This is a genomic window from Puribacter membranae (assembly GCF_055380425.1).
In genome coordinates this window covers 1,689,578-1,706,516 of record NZ_AP040167.1, presented here as the reverse complement: position 1 = coordinate 1,706,516, position 16,939 = coordinate 1,689,578, and the positions used below count along the sequence as shown (strand labels likewise).

Here is a 16,939-nt window from a genome sequence, read left to right as displayed (position 1 = left end):
AGTTGGTAATTTTGTTTGATGTTTTTATCTTTACTTTTTTTAAATAAAAGGAGTTTGTAATGAGTGCAGTTGGTTTCGTAGCTTTGGCGTGCGGTTTGATCATCGGTTTGGGTGCAATCGGCGCATGCTTGGGTATTGCGTTGATGGGTGGTAAATACATCGAAGCATCTGCTCGTCAACCTGAATTGATGGATAAATTGCAAACCAAAATGTTCCTGTTGGCTGGTTTGATTGATGCGGCCTTCTTGATCGGTGTTGGTATTGCTATGATGTTCGCGTTCGCAAACCCATTCCAAGGCTAATCAACAGAGATTCGTTGAGTGCCGCTCGCGTGTGTCGGTGTGCAGTGGTTTGCATCGCGCATGACGTGCGGTAAGTGTCTATCGCAATCCAATTCAATTGGCTTGCGTAATTAAAGGAATGATGTCGTGAATATTAATGCAACATTATTTATCCAAACCTTGGTGTTCCTCACCTTGGCGTGGGTCACCATGAAGTTCATCTGGCCGCCAATGATTAAGGCGATTGATGAGCGTCGTGAGAAAATTGCGGCCGGTTTGGCTGCTGCTGAACAAGGCAAAAAAGCTTTAGAGGCGGCAAAAGAGCAGTCTGTCAGCTTTGAGCGTGAAGCACGCGAGCATGCACAAAATATCGTGATGGAAGCGGAAAAGCGCGCGCAAGCGATCGAAGCTCAAGCAAAAACCGATGCTACTGAACAAGCGCAACGTATTTTGGCGCAGGCTCAGGCCGATGCTTCGCAAGAAGTGGTTCGTGCCAAAGATGCATTGCGTGATCAAGTTGCTGGCTTGGTGGTCGCTGGTGCTGAGCAAATTTTGCGTCGTGAAATCAATGCGGACAACCATGCGGACTTGTTGGCGCAATACAAAGCACAACTGTAAAGGCGGGTGAGATATGGCTGAGATCGGAACCATCGCCCGTCCTTACGCACAAGCCGCGTTTGATGTGGCGAAGGCAGAAAACAACCTGTCTGGCTGGGCTGCGTTTTTAGAAAATGCGGCGCAATTGGTCGGTCAGGAGCAAATTCGTCAATTGGCGCATAACCCCAAAGTGGCGAAGAATCAATTGGTTTCGCTTTTTGAAGAAGTGTTAAAGCCTTCTTCGGAATCACATAAAAATTTCTTAAGCGCCATCGTCATGCAAGGTCGAGTGGGTGCGTTGCCGGCGGTTTATGAGGCATTTTTGGATCATAAAAATGCGTACGAAGGCTCTGCTGATGCGCATATCGTTAGCGCGCATGCGATGAGTGAACAAGAGACGCATGAGTTGGTTGTCGCTTTGGAGAAAAAATTGGGCAAAAAGCTCAAGCCGGAAATCTCGGTGGACAGCAACCTGATTGGTGGTTTTTGCGTAACGGTTGGTGACGAAGTGTTGGATATGTCTGTGCGTGCAAAATTGGCACGCATGCAGTCTGCTTTGACGGTATAAACACGTAGAGCAGCAATAGATCTGTCAATCAAGGGATTGGCAGTGGTGAATAAATTTGGAGCAATGAGCATGCAACTGAACCCTTCTGAAATCAGTGAATTGATTAAGAATCGAATTCAAGGTGTGGACGACTCTGCTAACTTGCGCACGCAAGGCACGGTCGTTTCTGTAACGGACGGTATTTGTCGTGTCCACGGTTTGGCCGATGTGATGCAAGGTGAAATGTTGGAATTTCCCGGCAACGTTTTTGGCTTGGCATTGAACTTGGAGCGCGATTCGGTGGGTGCCGTTGTTTTGGGTGAGTACGAAGGTATTTCCGAAGGCGATATCGTAAAATGTACAGGTCGTATTTTGGAAGTTCCGGTCGGTCCTGAATTGCTCGGTCGCGTTGTTGACGCCTTGGGTAATCCGATTGATGGTAAAGGCCCTGTCAATGCGCAACACAAAGACGTTATCGAAAAAGTAGCGCCGGGCGTGATTTGGCGTAAATCAGTTGATCAACCTGTGCAAACCGGTTTGAAAGCGATTGATGCGATGGTTCCAGTGGGTCGTGGCCAACGTGAATTGATTATTGGTGACCGTCAAACGGGTAAAACAGCGGTTGCGGTGGATACCATTATCAACCAAAAGGGCAAAGACCTTAAGTGTATCTATGTTGCGATTGGTCAAAAAGCCTCTTCTATTATGAATGTGGTTCGTAAGCTGGAAGAACATGGTGCAATGGAATACACCACCATTGTGGCGGCATCCGCTTCGGATTCTGCGGCTATGCAATACTTGGCACCGTATGCCGGCTGCTCTATGGGTGAATACTTCCGCGATCGCGGTCAAGATGCCTTGATTATTTATGATGACTTGACCAAGCAAGCTTGGGCATACCGTCAAATTTCATTGTTGTTGCGCCGTCCTCCAGGACGTGAAGCGTATCCTGGCGACGTATTCTATCTCCACAGCCGTTTACTCGAACGCGCGGCTCGCGTGAACGAAGACTACGTTGAGAAATTCACCAATGGTGAAGTCAAAGGCAAAACCGGCTCACTGACCGCATTGCCAGTAATTGAAACCCAAGCAGGTGACGTAACCGCATTCGTACCGACCAACGTGATTTCCATTACCGACGGTCAAATTTTCTTGGAAACCGACTTGTTCAATGCGGGTATCCGTCCAGCGATTAACGCCGGTATTTCCGTATCGCGTGTGGGTGGTGCGGCGCAAACCAAAGCGATCAAAAAGCTGTCCGGTGGCATTCGTACCGACTTGGCGCAGTATCGTGAGTTGGCTGCGTTTGCACAGTTTGCTTCCGATTTGGACGAGGCAACCCGCAAACAGCTGGAACGTGGTCGCCGCGTTACTGAGTTGCTGAAACAGCCGCAATACAAACCGCTGCAAGTTTGGGAAATGGCTGCATCACTGTTTGCCGCTAATAACGGCTACTTGGATGATGTTGAAGTCAAAGATGTACTGCCATTTGAAAAAGGCATGGTTGACTTCCTGAAAACAAGTTATGGCGCATTGATTGATGGTATTGAAGCGAAAAAAGAAGTAGGCAAAGAAGACGAAGCCGCTTTACATGACGCAATCAAAGCCTACAAACAAAACTCAGCGTTCTAATTGGTATAGGATTAAGCCATGCCCAGCATGAAAGAAATTCGCGGAAAGATCAAAAGCGTACAAAATACGCGAAAGATCACAAAAGCCATGGAAATGGTCGCCGCTTCAAAAATGCGTAAAGCGCAAGAGCGTATGCGTATGGCTCGTCCATACGCAGACAAAGTGCGTAATATCGCAGCACACATGAGTGCTGCCAATTCAGAATATCAGCATCCATTTTTGACCGAGCGTGCTCAGATTAAGAATGTGGGCTTGATTTTGGTCACGACGGATAAAGGTTTGTGCGGTGGTTTGAATACCAATATTTTGCGTGCCGCAACCACCCAAATGAAAGACTGGAATGATGCCGGATGCAAGGTGCAAATGACCGCAATTGGCAGTAAAGGTCTAGGGTTTTTGAACCGAATTGGTGCGGATGTGGTGTCAGAAAGCACTCATATTGGTGATGTCCCCCATATGGATGAGTTGATTGGTGCGGTTAAAGTACAAATTGATGCTTATTTGGCGGGCGAAGTGGATGCGGTCTATCTCGCGTATACGCAATTTGTCAATACCATGAAGCAAGAGCCAGTGGTGGCGCAATTGATTCCTTTGTCAAAAAGCACCTTGGCGCAAACCGATGCTGAGAAAAAAGATTATTCTTGGGATTACATCTACGAGCCATCGGCTGAAACGGTTGTGGACGAGTTGTTGGTGCGTTATATCGAAGCATTGGTTTATCAGGCCGTTGCTGAAAATATTGCATCCGAACAATCTGCGCGTATGGTGGCCATGAAAGCAGCTTCAGACAATGCGAAGAACGTGATTGGCGAATTGCAATTGGTGTATAACAAATCACGCCAAGCGGCGATTACCAAAGAGCTGTCAGAGATTGTTGGTGGCGCGGCTGCGGTATAAACCCGATCATCGGCGTGTGTGCTCACAGCTCGCGCGCATTCTGTTTGGTATGACGATGGTGGGCTTGGTTGGCGGGTTAGCCGCTTGCCAAAAAAAGGCGGAAAATGATTTGGGTAGTCATTCAGTTGTGCGCCACAGTTCGGAATCTGTGTGCGAGGATTGGGTGAAGGTTTTGGAAATATGCCCAATGATGCGTAATAAAAGTGATCGAGAGCACATGGTCGCTGTCCTGCGTGAGCAGATGAACGGTTTGTCTGAACAAGATAAACAAAAAAGATGCCAAGAGTTAAATAGTTTTTGGCAAGTAGCATGTGGTGTGACGCCAACTCGATGACGAGTTCAAAGATGTCACGGGAATTTTAGTTAATTCATGATTGAGAGTGAAATAATGGTAGAAGGTAAAATCGTTCAGTGTATTGGTGCGGTAATTGACGTTGAATTTCCGCGTGATAACATGCCGAAAATTTATGACGCACTGGTCATGGATGGCTCTGCGTTGACTTTGGAAGTTCAACAACAGTTGGGCGATGGCATCGTTCGTACAATTTGTTTGGGTTCGTCAGACGGCTTGCGCCGTGGCGTGACCGTGAAAAACACGGGTGCACCGATCATGGTACCTGTGGGTACAGGTACCTTGGGTCGTATTATGGACGTTTTGGGTAACCCGATTGATGAAGCGGGTCCGGTCGTGACTGATGAAAAACGTTCTATTCATGCTTTGGCGCCGAAATTTGACGAATTGAGCCCATCAACAGAATTGTTGGAAACCGGCATCAAAGTGATTGACTTGATTTGTCCGTTTGCCAAGGGTGGTAAAGTTGGCCTGTTCGGCGGTGCGGGTGTAGGTAAAACCGTGAACATGATGGAATTGATTAACAACATCGCCAAACAACATGGTGGTTTCTCAGTGTTTGCAGGTGTGGGTGAGCGTACTCGTGAGGGTAATGACTTCTACCACGAGATGAAAGACTCCAACGTATTGGACAAAGTATCTCTGGTATACGGTCAGATGAACGAACCTCCAGGAAACCGTCTGCGTGTGGCCTTGACCGGCTTGACCATGGCGGAATACTTCCGTGACGAAGGTCGTGACGTATTGTTCTTCGTGGACAACATTTACCGTTACACCTTGGCCGGTACTGAAGTATCTGCGTTGTTGGGTCGTATGCCTTCAGCGGTGGGGTATCAGCCGACCTTGGCGGAAGAAATGGGCCGTTTGCAAGAGCGTATTACTTCGACTAAAAAAGGTTCGATTACTTCGGTTCAGGCCGTATACGTACCAGCGGATGACTTGACCGATCCATCGCCAGCGACCACATTTGGTCACTTGGATGCGACCGTGGTGTTGAGCCGTGATATTGCTTCTTTGGGTATTTATCCAGCGGTTGATCCTTTGGACTCAACCAGCCGTCAGATTGACCCGAATGTGATTGGCGAAGAGCACTACTCTGTCACACGTGGCGTACAAGCAACATTGCAGCGTTACAAAGAATTGCGCGATATTATTGCGATTTTGGGTATGGACGAATTGGCGCCGGAAGATAAATTGCTGGTTGGTCGTGCGCGTAAAATCCAACGTTTCTTGTCACAGCCATTCCACGTTGCGGAAGTCTTCACCGGCTCGCCAGGCAAATACGTGTCATTGAAAGAAACCATCCGTGGTTTTAAAGGCATTATCAACGGCGAATACGACCACTTGCCAGAGCAAGCGTTCTATATGGTTGGTGGCATTGACGAAGCGGTAGAAAAAGCGGCGAAAATGGGCTAATGGCATTAGCCAACCCAAATAGTCGTTGCAAGCACATGGGTGTGTGCTGAGTTCGGTACACACACATGTGAGCGGAATATAGCGGTACAAGCTTAGGAAACAGTATGAGTACAATCCAAGTAGATGTGGTGAGCGCAGAAGCAGAGGTCTTCTCAGGAGCGGCCGAGTTTATTGCCTTGCCAGGTGAAACCGGTGAGTTGGGTATTTTGCCGGGGCATACCCCTTTGATTACCCGCATCCGTCCGGGTGCAGTGCGCATTCAAAATGGTGCGGATGAGGAGCTGGTGTTCGTTGCTGGTGGCATTTTGGAGGTTCAACCGAATCACGTTACGATTTTGGCGGATACTGCGATTCGTGGTCATGATTTGGATGAGGCTCGTGCCCTGGAAGCGAAACAGCGTGCAGAGGAAGATCTGAAAGACAAAGCGTCTGATATCGACTACGCACGTGCGCAATCGGAATTGTCGGTTGCGGTGGCTCAATTGGCCGCATTGGAAAAATTGCGCAAAAAACTCAATAAATAAGCCAATTAACATCGGATGGCGCAATACGGCATTGATGTATTGCGAATTCGATTCGATGAAACAAACTGCCTGCTTTGGGCGGTTTGTTGTTTTCAGGCCATTGTTGTGGCACGTTGTGGCGCGCTAAGGAAATGGCTACACGGATATGCTTTATAATGCACGAATGATTGAATTAGACCAAGTTTCTTTTGCCTACTCACCCACCAAGCCGATTGTGCGCAATGTCTCCTTGTCTGTGAAGCAGGGACGGGCGGTGGCAGTGATGGGGCCTTCGGGTTGTGGCAAAACCACACTGTTGCGTTTGGTGGCCGGCTTGTTGCGTCCCGATTCAGGGCGCGTCATGATGCTGGGTGCGCCATTGCCGTATGACAATGCGGCGGATTTGCGACGCTTGCGTACCAAGATAGGGATGCTGTTTCAGTTCGGTGCGCTGTTCACCGATATGAGTGTGTATGAGAATGTGGCGTTTCCGCTGCATGAAACCACGGATTTATCCGAATCGCAAATCAAAGCGCGGGTGTTTGAAAAATTAGAGGCAGTTGGTTTGGCGGATGCGGCGTATAAGATGCCGGCGGAAATCTCCGGCGGGATGGCGCGGCGCGTGGCGTTGGCGCGGGCGATTGCACAAAATCCGCAAATCATGCTGTTTGACGAACCATTCACGGGTCTGGATCCGATTGCGATGGACAATATTGCGAATTTGATTCGCGAGCAGACGGATGGTCTGAATGCTGCGTCGATTGTGGTGTCGCACGACATACATGAGACGTTCGCGATTTGTGATTATGTTTACATCATGCATCAGTCGGGCATTGTGGCGCAGGGTTCGCCCGATGAGTTATTGCTCTCAAACGATCCGTTTGTGCGTCGCTTCATTCACGGGCGCGAAGAGCGCCTTGAGCACAGTGCGCCCGCCGTGACGACGCATGCGGCACATCAAGCGCGAGGTCAAGTATGAGCTGGTTAGATCAAGCGGCGCAGATTGGGCAAGATACGCGAAAAATAGTGCGCGGTTTGGGCTTTGCGACGCGGATGTTTGTGGCGCTGTTGGGAAAGGTGGGCGTATGCGTTACGCGTTTCCGTTTATTGCTTCAGCAAATCCACTTTTTGGGTAATTACTCCCTGTTGATTATGGTGGTGTCGGGCTTTTTCATTGGCGCGGTGCTGGCGTTGCAATCGTATTACGCCTTGAGTCGCGTTGGTTCTGAGGCGATGGTCGGATTGATGGTGGCGCTGTCCTTGGTACGTGAACTCTCGCCCGTGGTGGTGGCCATTTTATTCGCAGGACGGGCGGGAACGTCAATCACGGCGGAAATCGGTCTGATGAAATCGGGTGAACAGTTGTCCGCGATGGAGATGATGGGCGTGGATCCGCTGGAGCGCGTGTATGCGCCGCGTTTCTGGGCGGGCGGCTTTGTCGTTCCGGTGCTGGTGATGATTTTCTCGATTGTTGGCGTATTTGGCGGCTACTTGGTCGCGGTGCGCTGGCTGGGCGTGGATGCGGGAGCGTTTTGGAATATGATGCACGATGGCGTTGATGTGTATGCCGACATCGTGAAGGGCAGTTTGGTAAAAAGTGTGGTGTTTGGCTTGATGGTCAGCTTTTTGGCGGTGTATGAAGGTTCGCAAGCGCGACCCACGCCAGAGGGTGTGGCGCAGGCAACCACACGCACGGTGGTGAAATCGTCACTCTTGGTATTGGGATTGGACTTCATTTTGACCGCGTTGATGTTCCATTGATCGGTCGATACAACATAGGTGGTAATGTGATACAGCAAAGAAAAATTGATATTTGGGTGGGCGTGTTTGTCATTCTTGGCGCGCTGGCGGTGGTTGGTCTGACGTTTTTGGTCGGTGGTAAAAGCTGGAACGCCTCGCACGAAACCTACCGCGTCAGTGCCAATTTTGCCGGTGTCGGCTCTTTGAAAAAAGATGCGCCGGTGAAAATGGTCGGCATTGAAATTGGTCGCGTGCGCGATATTCAACTGTTTGATGACCAAGGCGAATATAAAGCCAAAGTGGTGATGGACATTCACAAAGGCGTGAAGTTGCCGCAGGACAGCCAAGTGATGGTGTACACCTCGGGGCTGCTGGGCGCACAGTTCATCGGCATTAATCAAGGCGCGGATGCCGAGCATATGATCGCCGACGGGGGCGAGTTAATCGAAACCGAGCAAGCGATGCAGTTGGAAGATTTGATCAAAAACTTCGGCGTGAAACAAATGGAATCGTCTGCCAAATCAGATACGGCGGGCAGCGCCGGCGGCACGGATGTGAAGCAGTGATGCCATCTGCAGTCAATAATCAGGAGTCATGATGAACGCGAAACAACCTTTATCGGCGCTCACCTTAGCGGTGGGATTGGCTCTGTGCGGTGTGGCGCAAGCCGACGAGTTACCTCAGTTGGCCGTCGGCTCAAGTGCGGCGAATGCCACTCATGCGGCGAACGATGTATTACTGACACAGGTGTATGCCGCAGAAAGCACGCCGCCCGCTTCGTTTGCGCTGAATGCGACCACGCAGGATGTCAGCGTGCCATCAGCGGATGCACCCAAATCCGGTGCTGATTCATCCGCTCTTGTGGCGATGAACGATGGCGTTGCACAGCAGGCTACAAACACGGCGGCTGTGACAGAAACGGCGACAGAAGCAACGGCAGCCGCTGTCTCGGCGGAAAACGCAACAGATGCTGCAACAGATGCCGCAACGGATACGGCCATTGACACCTCAACGGACGTTTTAACTGATACAGCCGATGTGATGGACGAAGAGTTCGCCGATCCGTATGAGCGCATGAACCGCAATGTATACGCGCTCAACGAGGCGGTGGATAAGGCCGCAGTCAAACCCATTGCCAAAGGCTATAAAAAGCTGGTGCCGGAAGGTCCGCGCTTGTGTGCCTCGAATATGTTCAGCAATCTGGGCGAGCCGTATACTGCGGTGAATAATTTGTTGCAGGGCAAGCCGAAAGCGATGCTCCAAGACATCGGGCGATTGTTGCTCAACAGCACCTTGGGCATTGGCGGTTGTGTTGACGTAGCGAGCGCATGGGGCATCCCGAAGCATCAAGAAGATTTTGGCCAAACCTTGGCCGTATGGGGCGTACCGTCCGGACCGTATGTGGTTTTGCCTGTGCTCGGACCGTCTACCGTGCGTGATGCGTTGAGCAAACCCGTGGATTTTTTGGCCAATCCGATCGGCTATGTGACCAATGTACCGCTGCGCAACAGTTTGCAAGGTTATAAAATGCTCGATACGCGCACCAATTTATTGGAAGCCTCCGATGTGGTCGATCAGTCCGCGCTGGATCCGTATGTGATGGTGCGCGACGCGTGGCTGCAACGGCGTTTGGCGCAAATCAAGGACGAGGATGGCAGTTACAATGAGCGCAACGATGGCAACGTGCCACGTAAGCTCGAATTGGCACCGCGTTCGGCCGTGATTCAATAATCGGGTACATCATCAAAAGTCAACGAAAGCTTTGGGTGGTGCGTTAACAAGCACTCAACCTGAGCAAAAAGTATGTTTTTCAGGAAAAAGAAAGGTTAAAGATGAAATTAATGAGTTGGATGAAAAAAAGTGTGATGATCATGGGCTTTCTCGCCTTGGGCGCGGGCGCATCAGTGGCGCAGGCAGCGCCGGCGGATGACGTCATTTTCAGTATGAGCAATCAAATTCTGAAGGATTTGCGCACCAATTCCGGTTTGAAATCCGGCAATAAAGCGGCGGTGGCGAGCTATGTTGATGCCAACATCATGCCCAAAGTCAATTTCCGCCGCTGGACAGCCAGCGCCGTCGGTCCTGCTTGGAATAAAGCCACGCCGCAGCAACAAGAGGAATTGATGCAAGTGATGCGTCGCTACTTCGTCAGCACCTACTCGGGCAAGCTGGTGAACAACACTGTGACTGCGATTGACGTGTATCCGGCCAAAGGTAACGAGGTCAAAACCATCGTCAAGCACAATAACGGCTCGACCGATACCGTCATTTACTACATGGAAAACCAAGGCGGCTGGCGCGCGTATGACGTGGCGATCAATGGCGTCAAAGTATCGAATACCTACCGCGGTCAGTTTAAAAACGCGGTGAACAAAGGTGGTGTACCCGCCTTGATCGCTGATTTGAAAGCCAAAACGAAATAATTGGCCGGATAGCGGTTTGCACGTTTCCAAAACCCACTTCGGTGGGTTTTTTTGCATGGTTTGCCGTCTTATTTGCTGTTGTTGAAATCTCAGCAAAATTACGCCCAATCGGTGGTTAAAAGGACAATCAATGGGCGATCAAAGGACAAGCAAAGGCAAATCAAAGGGGGAAGTAAGGGGCATTTGCGTTTATAATACAACCTTGTTAAAAAGTTAAAAATCAGGCACATCATGAATCCAGCGATACAGATCGCGAATATTGTCAAACACTACCCGAGCCAGAGTTCAGGCCAAGGGGCGAATCAAGGTGTTTTGGCGCTCAATCACGTCAGTTTTGAGGTCAAGCAAGGCGAATTTTTCGGCCTGCTCGGACCGAACGGCGCGGGTAAAACCACGCTGATCAGCATTTTGGCGGGCTTGAGTCGCGCTACCTCCGGTCACGCGAGCGTCATGGGGCACGACGTGGTCAGTGATTATCAACAGGCGCGTCGCGTGCTCGGCGTGGTGCCGCAGGAATTATCGTTCGACCCGTTTTTCACCGTTCGCGAAACCTTGCGTTGGCAATCGGGCTATTTTGGTATCAAAAACAATGATGCGTGGATTGACGAGCTGCTCGAAAACCTCGGTCTGACCGACAAAGCCGACACCAATATGCGCGCCTTGTCCGGCGGCATGAAGCGCCGCGTGCTGGTGGCGCAAGCCTTGGTACATCGTCCCAAAGTCATCATTCTGGATGAGCCGACGGCGGGCGTAGATGTGGAGTTGCGCCAGTCATTGTGGGCGTTTATATCGCGTCTGCACCGCGAAGGCCACACCATCATTCTGACCACACATTATTTGGAAGAGGCCGAGCAGTTGTGTGAGCGCATTGCGATTCTCAAGCAAGGGCAAATCGCCGCGTTGGATCGCACCTCGACGCTGTTGCAGCAGTTGGCGGGCGTGCGTTTGCACATCAAATTGCGCAACGGCATTCGCTTGAGCGCCTTGCCGGAGGCGATTGCCGCGTTCGGCGCAGTCACGTCAGATGATCCGGCGCAATTGCACAAGCGCTTGAGCTTTACGCTCAACAGCGCCGATCAGGTTGAAAGTGCCTTGGCGAGCGTGCGCATCGCCGGCGGCGAGCTGGAAGATGTCTCGGTGACGCAGGCGGATTTGGAGGATGTGTTTGTGCGCTTGGTACAAAATCCTGTGCAAAATCCGACACAAAACGCGTCACAAAGTGCGCAAGGAGGTCAATGATGTACGCCACTTGGACCTTATTTTTAAAAGAAATTCGCCGTTTCTGGAAAGTCGGCGTGCAGACCGTAGCGGCCCCGGTGATGACCGCGTTTTTGTATTTGCTGATTTTCGGTCATGCTTTGTCGGGGCGCGCGCCCTCGCCAGCAGGCGTTGAGTACACCGCATTTTTGGTACCAGGCTTGATTATGATGAGCGTGCTGCAAAATGCTTTTGCCAATGCGTCGTCGTCCTTGATTCAATCCAAAGTCATGGGCAGCGTGGTGTTTTTATTGCTCACGCCGTTGCGTCCGATACAGATTTTCGTCGGTTATGTCAGTGCGGCGGTGGTGCGCGGAATTGCCGTTGGCTTGGGCGTGTTGCTCAGTACCATGTGGTTTGTGAATATTTCCGGCTTGGCTCATTGGGGCTGGATGCTGACATTTTTGGTGCTGGGTGCGGCCTTGTTGGGTACGCTCGGTCTGCTGGCAGGTATTTGGGCGGAAAAATTCGATCAATTGGCGACGTTTCAGAACTTCATCATCATGCCAGCAACCTTCTTGTCCGGCGTGTTTTACTCGATTCACAGCTTGCCGAGCTTTTGGCAAAAAGCCACGCATTTGAACCCGTTTTTCTATATGATAGACGGCTTTCGCTACGGCTTTTTCGGCGTGTCGGACGTGAGTCCGTGGCTCAGTTTGAGCATTGTTTTGCTCGCGTTGGTGGGGGTCTCGGCGATGGTTATGGGACTGCTGGCGCGTGGCTATAAACTTCGTTATTAATGATATTTTGGAGCCGTATTCATGGAAAACCCAACCCCCGAACAGATTAAAGAATTCATCACCGCCGGTATGGAATGCACCCACATTGAGGTGAACGGCGACGGCAGGCATTTTTACGCCACCATTGTTTCGCCGAGCTTTGCCGGTCAACGCACCATCGCGCGCCAACGCGCGGTATACGCCACTTTGGGCGAGCGAATTTTGGGCAGCGACGCGCCGATTCACGCGCTGTCGATGAAAACCTACACGCCTGACGAGTGGTCGGCCGAGCAGGCGAAATAATTCAATGGCGCATCATGCGCAGACATCAAAACGTCATCAAATCTCATCATAATCAGGATCAAACATGGAACAACTCAAAATCACCGGCGGAGCAGGACAATTGCGTTTGAACGGCGACATCCGCGTGGGCGGTGCAAAAAATGCGGCGCTGCCGATCATGTGCGCGACGCTGTTGACCGGAGATCCCGTGCAATTGCGCAATGTGCCGAATCTGCGCGATATTCGCACGACGATGAAATTGCTGCGCGAGCTGGGCGTGGACGTCTCGCCGCTGGAGCATGACAAAATCACTGTTCATGCTTATGGCTCGATCAGCACCAAAGCGACCTATGATTTGGTCAAAACCATGCGCGCCTCAATTTTGGTGTTAGGACCTTTACTCGCGCGTTTTGGCGAAGCGTGGGTGTCTTTGCCCGGTGGCTGCGCGATTGGCGCGCGTCCGGTCGATCAACACATCAAAGGCTTGCAAGCGATGGGCGCGCGCATCAATATTGAACACGGCTACATCCATGCGCAAGCACCGATTCTGGACGAAAACGGCCAGCCGACCGGCGAATACGGTGCGGGCGGTCGCTTGATGGGGGGCGCACGCATCACCACCGACATGATTACCGTCACGGGGACGGAAAACCTGCTGATGGCAGCGGTGTTGGCGCATGGACAAACGGTTTTGGAAAATGCCGCGTGCGAGCCGGAAGTCACCGATTTGGCCAATATGTTGGTCGAAATGGGTGCGCGCATCAGCGGCATCGGCACGCATCGCTTGGTGATTGACGGCGTGGAGCGCCTGCACAGCGTGGCGCATACCGTTGTCTCCGACCGCATTGAAGCGGGAACTTTCTTGTGCGCCGTGGCCGCGACGGGCGGTGAAATTCGCCTGACCCACGTTGACCCGACCATCATGGATGCCACGCTGGACAAACTGCGCGAAATGGGCGTTCAGATTGAAACCGGCAAAGACTGGATCCGCGCGAAAATGGAAGGCCGTCCGAAGCCGGTCAATCTGCGCACCACCGAATACCCGGGTTTTGCCACCGATATGCAGGCGCAATTTATGGCGGTGAACGCCATTGCGGAAGGCGCATCGCGCGTGACTGAAACCATTTTTGAAAACCGCTTCATGCACGTACAGGAAATGAACCGCCTTGGCGCGAACATCGAAATCGAGGGTAATACCGCGATTACGCACGGCGTGGACAGACTCTCCGGTGCGGTGGTCATGGCCACCGATTTGCGCGCCTCGGCCTCGTTGGTGATTGCCGGATTGGTGGCCGAAGGCACCACCATCGTTGACCGCATTTACCACCTTGATCGCGGCTATGAGCGCATGGAAGAAAAACTCAACGCCGTGGGCGCGAACATCGAGCGCGTCACCGGTGCGACTGAAGACGATATTTAAACGATACGGAAAAAGTAAAAAGCTACTTTTTCCGTGCTTTTAAAATTAGAAATGAAACAGAGGAGTAAGGGATGAAACGGTGAGGTGATGCGTTTTGCAAACGCTTGAATCCTGACCTGTTTATCTTGTGATTATCATGACCGATTCAAACATGCTCACGCTCGCGTTGTCCAAAGGACGTATTTTCGAGGAAACCATGCCGATGCTGCGCGCGGCGGGCATTGAAGTGCTGGAGGCTCCCGAAGCCAGCCGAAAACTTATCATCCCGACCAACGACCCGCAATTGCGGGTGCTCATCGTACGCGCCTCTGATGTGCCAACCTACGTGCGCTACGGCGCGGCAGATTTCGGCGTGGCGGGCAAAGACGTCCTGCTCGAATCCGGCATGGAAGGTTTGTACAGCCCGATTGACCTGCAAATTGCCAAATGCCGCATGTCGGTCGCGGTGCAAAATGGCTTTGATTATGACGCGGCGGTCAAGCAAGGAGCGCGTCTGCGCGTGGTCACCAAATACATCGAAACCGCGAAGGCACATTTCGCCGCCAAAGGCGTTTACGTCGATCTGATCAAACTCTACGGCTCGATGGAATTAGGCCCATTGGTCGGTCTGGGCGACGCGATTGTCGATCTGGTCAGCACCGGCGGCACACTGCGTGCGAACAACCTCGTTGAGGTCGAACACGTTTGTGACATCTCCTCGCGCCTGATTGTCAACCAAGCCTCACTCAAACTCAAAGCCGCGCGTCTGCGCCCGCTGATGCAGGCGTTTGAGCAGGCGGTGAGCGAGCGGACATAAAACACAAGGAGCGCATCATGAGTCTCGAAACCACATGGAATCAGCATATTTTAGCCGATGAACACGTGCGTCTCGAACTCACGCGCCCCGAGCACAGCGCTGCATTACAGACCGCCTGCGCCGATGGCGAACTGTGGCAACTGTGGTACACCGGCGTGCCGCGCCCTGAGCATATGGATGCCGAGATTGAGCGTCGCTTGGGGCTGTACGCCGCACAGAGCATGGTACCGTTGACCATCAAGCAGCGTACCGAAAACGGCTTTGTGCCGGTGGGTATGACCAGCTTCATGAACATCGTCAAAGCCGCCGACTATCAGCGCGTAGAGATTGGCTCAACGTGGTACGCGAAAAGCGCGCAACGCACCGGGCTCAACACCCGTGTGAAGCTGCTCATGCTGCAATACGCATTTGAGCAATGGCCTGAACGTGACAGCGCACCGATGTTGGCGGTGGAGTTTCGCACCCATCGGCTGAACCAAGCCAGTCGCCGCGCGATTGAACGGCTTGGCGCACAGTTGGACGGTATTTTGCGCGCGCATCAGATTTGGCCGCAGGGCTTGGTGCGCGACACCGCCGTTTACTCCATCACGGCGAACGAATGGCCAGCGGTCAAACGCAATTTACAATTTCTCATAGAACGCGGCGCGAATAAAGCCGCGCACGCCGCACATACAGCGCACACAGCAAAATAATCAACAGCAATACTGAAAGTAAGCCATGCACGTTTTAACCTTGTCCACACAGGACGCCAATTTTGATACGGCACTCGCGCAGCGCCTCGCATTTGACGACAGCACCGACGCAGGCATACAAAACGCCGTGACCGAAATCATCGCCGCCGTGCGTGCGCGTGGCGATGCGGCGGTGATCGAGTACACCAACCGTTTTGATCGTGTCAACGTGTCCGCAATGAGCGAACTCACCCTTACGCAGGATGATCTCAAAACCGCGTTTGACGGATTGAACGACACGCAAAAAAATGCACTACACGCTGCTGCACAGCGCGTGCGTGACTACCACGTCGCGCAGAACCAAGCCAGCGGCCAATCGTGGTCGTATACCGAAGCTGACGGCACGGTGCTGGGGCAAAAAGTTACCCCGCTCGATCGCGTCGGCATCTACGTGCCGGGCGGAAAAGCCGCGTATCCTTCGTCTGTATTGATGAACGCCATTCCCGCGCATGTCGCGGGCGTGCAGGACATCATCATGGTTGTGCCCACACCAGATGGCGTGCGCAATCCATTGGTACTCGCTGCCGCGTTCGTCGCCGGTGTCAATCGCGTATTCACCATCGGTGGCGCACAGGCCGTCGCTGCGCTCGCCTACGGCACGGGCAGCGTGCCGCGCGTGGATAAAATCGTCGGTCCGGGCAACGCCTTTGTCGCCGAAGCCAAGCGTCGCGTGTTCGGTCAGGTCGGCATCGACATGATCGCCGGTCCGTCCGAAATTCTCGTGATTGCCGATGGTTCTACACCGGCGGATTGGGTGGCGATGGACTTGTTTTCGCAAGCCGAGCATGATGAACTGGCGCAATCCATTTTGCTCAGTCCGTCCGCCGATTACATCGAACAGGTCAAAGCCGCGATTGACCGACTGATTACCGAAATGCCGCGCGCCGAAGTCATCCGTACCTCATTGCAAAATCGCGGCATCCTGATTCAGACGCGTGACATGAACGAAGCATGTGAAATCGCCAATCGTATTGCACCCGAGCATCTGGAAATCTCTGTGGCCGATAGCGCGCAGGCCAACGTCTACGCTGCGCAAATTCGTCACGCCGGTGCGATCTTCATCGGCGCGTACACCTCCGAGTCACTCGGCGACTACTGCGCAGGGCCGAACCACGTCCTGCCGACCTCCGGCACGGCGCGCTTCTCCTCGCCGCTCGGTGTGTACGACTTCCAAAAACGCTCCTCGATGATCCAAGTGTCCGAAGCCGGCGCACAAACCCTCGGGCAAATCGCCTCCACGCTGGCGCATGGCGAAGGCTTGACCGCACATGCGCGGAGTGCGGAGTTTCGGTTGGCTTGATTGAGTAAACTTTTCTGCTTTCTAGCCAAAGATCATTAGGACAAGA

19 protein-coding genes are annotated in these 16,939 nt (G+C 52.4%); all 19 read left to right on the top strand.

All coding sequences use genetic code 11. From position 1 onward, the window contains the following. The first annotated feature begins 59 nt into the window (after positions 1-59). The 19 genes from atpE to hisD all read left to right on the top strand — a co-directional run bounded on the left by atpE (position 60) and on the right by hisD (position 16,893). Complete coding sequence (atpE, locus tag ACZ41M_RS08260) at positions 60-302, top strand: F0F1 ATP synthase subunit C (RefSeq protein WP_464731618.1); 243 nt, start codon at positions 60-62, stop codon at positions 300-302. Positions 303-428: 126 nt separating this feature from the next. Then, positions 429-899, top strand: a complete 471-nt coding sequence (locus ACZ41M_RS08255; RefSeq protein WP_464731619.1) for a F0F1 ATP synthase subunit B — start codon at positions 429-431, stop codon at positions 897-899. A gap of 13 nt (positions 900-912) precedes the next feature. Next, complete coding sequence (locus ACZ41M_RS08250) at positions 913-1,446, top strand: F0F1 ATP synthase subunit delta (protein WP_464731620.1); 534 nt, start codon at positions 913-915, stop codon at positions 1,444-1,446. 69 nt (positions 1,447-1,515) lie between these two features. Beyond that, positions 1,516-3,057, top strand: coding sequence for a F0F1 ATP synthase subunit alpha (atpA, locus tag ACZ41M_RS08245; RefSeq protein ID WP_464732173.1), 1,542 nt, complete (start codon positions 1,516-1,518; stop codon positions 3,055-3,057). Between the two features lie 18 nt (positions 3,058-3,075). After that, on the top strand, positions 3,076-3,954 hold the full coding sequence (gene atpG / locus ACZ41M_RS08240) for a F0F1 ATP synthase subunit gamma (RefSeq protein WP_464731621.1): 879 nt from the start codon (positions 3,076-3,078) through the stop codon (positions 3,952-3,954). A 388-nt stretch (positions 3,955-4,342) separates the two neighbouring features. Continuing rightward, positions 4,343-5,722 (top strand): F0F1 ATP synthase subunit beta, encoded by a 1,380-nt coding sequence (gene atpD, locus ACZ41M_RS08235; protein WP_464731623.1) that lies wholly within the window; start codon positions 4,343-4,345, stop codon positions 5,720-5,722. A 104-nt stretch (positions 5,723-5,826) separates the two neighbouring features. Beyond that, positions 5,827-6,246, top strand: a complete 420-nt coding sequence (locus ACZ41M_RS08230; RefSeq protein WP_464731624.1) for a F0F1 ATP synthase subunit epsilon — start codon at positions 5,827-5,829, stop codon at positions 6,244-6,246. A 163-nt stretch (positions 6,247-6,409) separates the two neighbouring features. After that, positions 6,410-7,204: an ABC transporter ATP-binding protein gene (locus ACZ41M_RS08225; RefSeq protein ID WP_464731625.1), complete on the top strand. Its 795-nt coding sequence runs from the start codon at positions 6,410-6,412 to the stop codon at positions 7,202-7,204. Further along, complete coding sequence (gene mlaE / locus ACZ41M_RS08220) at positions 7,201-7,986, top strand: lipid asymmetry maintenance ABC transporter permease subunit MlaE (RefSeq protein WP_464731626.1); 786 nt, start codon at positions 7,201-7,203, stop codon at positions 7,984-7,986. Before ACZ41M_RS08225 ends, mlaE begins: the two co-directional genes overlap by 4 nt. 26 nt (positions 7,987-8,012) lie before the next feature. Continuing rightward, positions 8,013-8,531 (top strand): outer membrane lipid asymmetry maintenance protein MlaD, encoded by a 519-nt coding sequence (gene mlaD / locus ACZ41M_RS08215; RefSeq protein WP_464731627.1) that lies wholly within the window; start codon positions 8,013-8,015, stop codon positions 8,529-8,531. A 31-nt stretch (positions 8,532-8,562) separates the two neighbouring features. Then, positions 8,563-9,696 (top strand): MlaA family lipoprotein, encoded by a 1,134-nt coding sequence (locus tag ACZ41M_RS08210; protein ID WP_464731628.1) that lies wholly within the window; start codon positions 8,563-8,565, stop codon positions 9,694-9,696. A 119-nt stretch (positions 9,697-9,815) separates the two neighbouring features. Continuing rightward, entirely contained in the window at positions 9,816-10,388 is a 573-nt protein-coding gene (locus ACZ41M_RS08205; RefSeq protein ID WP_464731629.1) for an MlaC/ttg2D family ABC transporter substrate-binding protein, read from the top strand. 231 nt (positions 10,389-10,619) lie between these two features. Beyond that, on the top strand, positions 10,620-11,627 hold the full coding sequence (locus ACZ41M_RS08200) for an ABC transporter ATP-binding protein (RefSeq protein WP_464731630.1): 1,008 nt from the start codon (positions 10,620-10,622) through the stop codon (positions 11,625-11,627). Next, a complete protein-coding gene (locus tag ACZ41M_RS08195) occupies positions 11,624-12,385 on the top strand; it encodes an ABC transporter permease (RefSeq protein WP_464731631.1) in 762 nt (253 codons plus the stop codon). Before ACZ41M_RS08200 ends, ACZ41M_RS08195 begins: the two co-directional genes overlap by 4 nt. Positions 12,386-12,406: 21 nt before the next feature. Next, the gene (locus ACZ41M_RS08190) at positions 12,407-12,667 is read left to right on the top strand and encodes a BolA family protein (protein WP_464731632.1); all 261 of its coding nucleotides are present in this window, start codon (positions 12,407-12,409) and stop codon (positions 12,665-12,667) included. Between the two features lie 64 nt (positions 12,668-12,731). Then, complete coding sequence (gene murA / locus ACZ41M_RS08185; RefSeq protein ID WP_464731633.1) at positions 12,732-14,066, top strand: UDP-N-acetylglucosamine 1-carboxyvinyltransferase; 1,335 nt, start codon at positions 12,732-12,734, stop codon at positions 14,064-14,066. Between the two features lie 136 nt (positions 14,067-14,202). After that, entirely contained in the window at positions 14,203-14,862 is a 660-nt protein-coding gene (hisG, locus tag ACZ41M_RS08180) for an ATP phosphoribosyltransferase (RefSeq protein ID WP_464731634.1), read from the top strand. A gap of 17 nt (positions 14,863-14,879) precedes the next feature. Next, on the top strand, positions 14,880-15,554 hold the full coding sequence (locus ACZ41M_RS08175; protein ID WP_464731635.1) for a GNAT family N-acetyltransferase: 675 nt from the start codon (positions 14,880-14,882) through the stop codon (positions 15,552-15,554). A 25-nt stretch (positions 15,555-15,579) separates the two neighbouring features. Then, on the top strand, positions 15,580-16,893 hold the full coding sequence (hisD, locus tag ACZ41M_RS08170) for a histidinol dehydrogenase (protein ID WP_464731636.1): 1,314 nt from the start codon (positions 15,580-15,582) through the stop codon (positions 16,891-16,893). Positions 16,894-16,939: the final 46 nt, after the last annotated feature.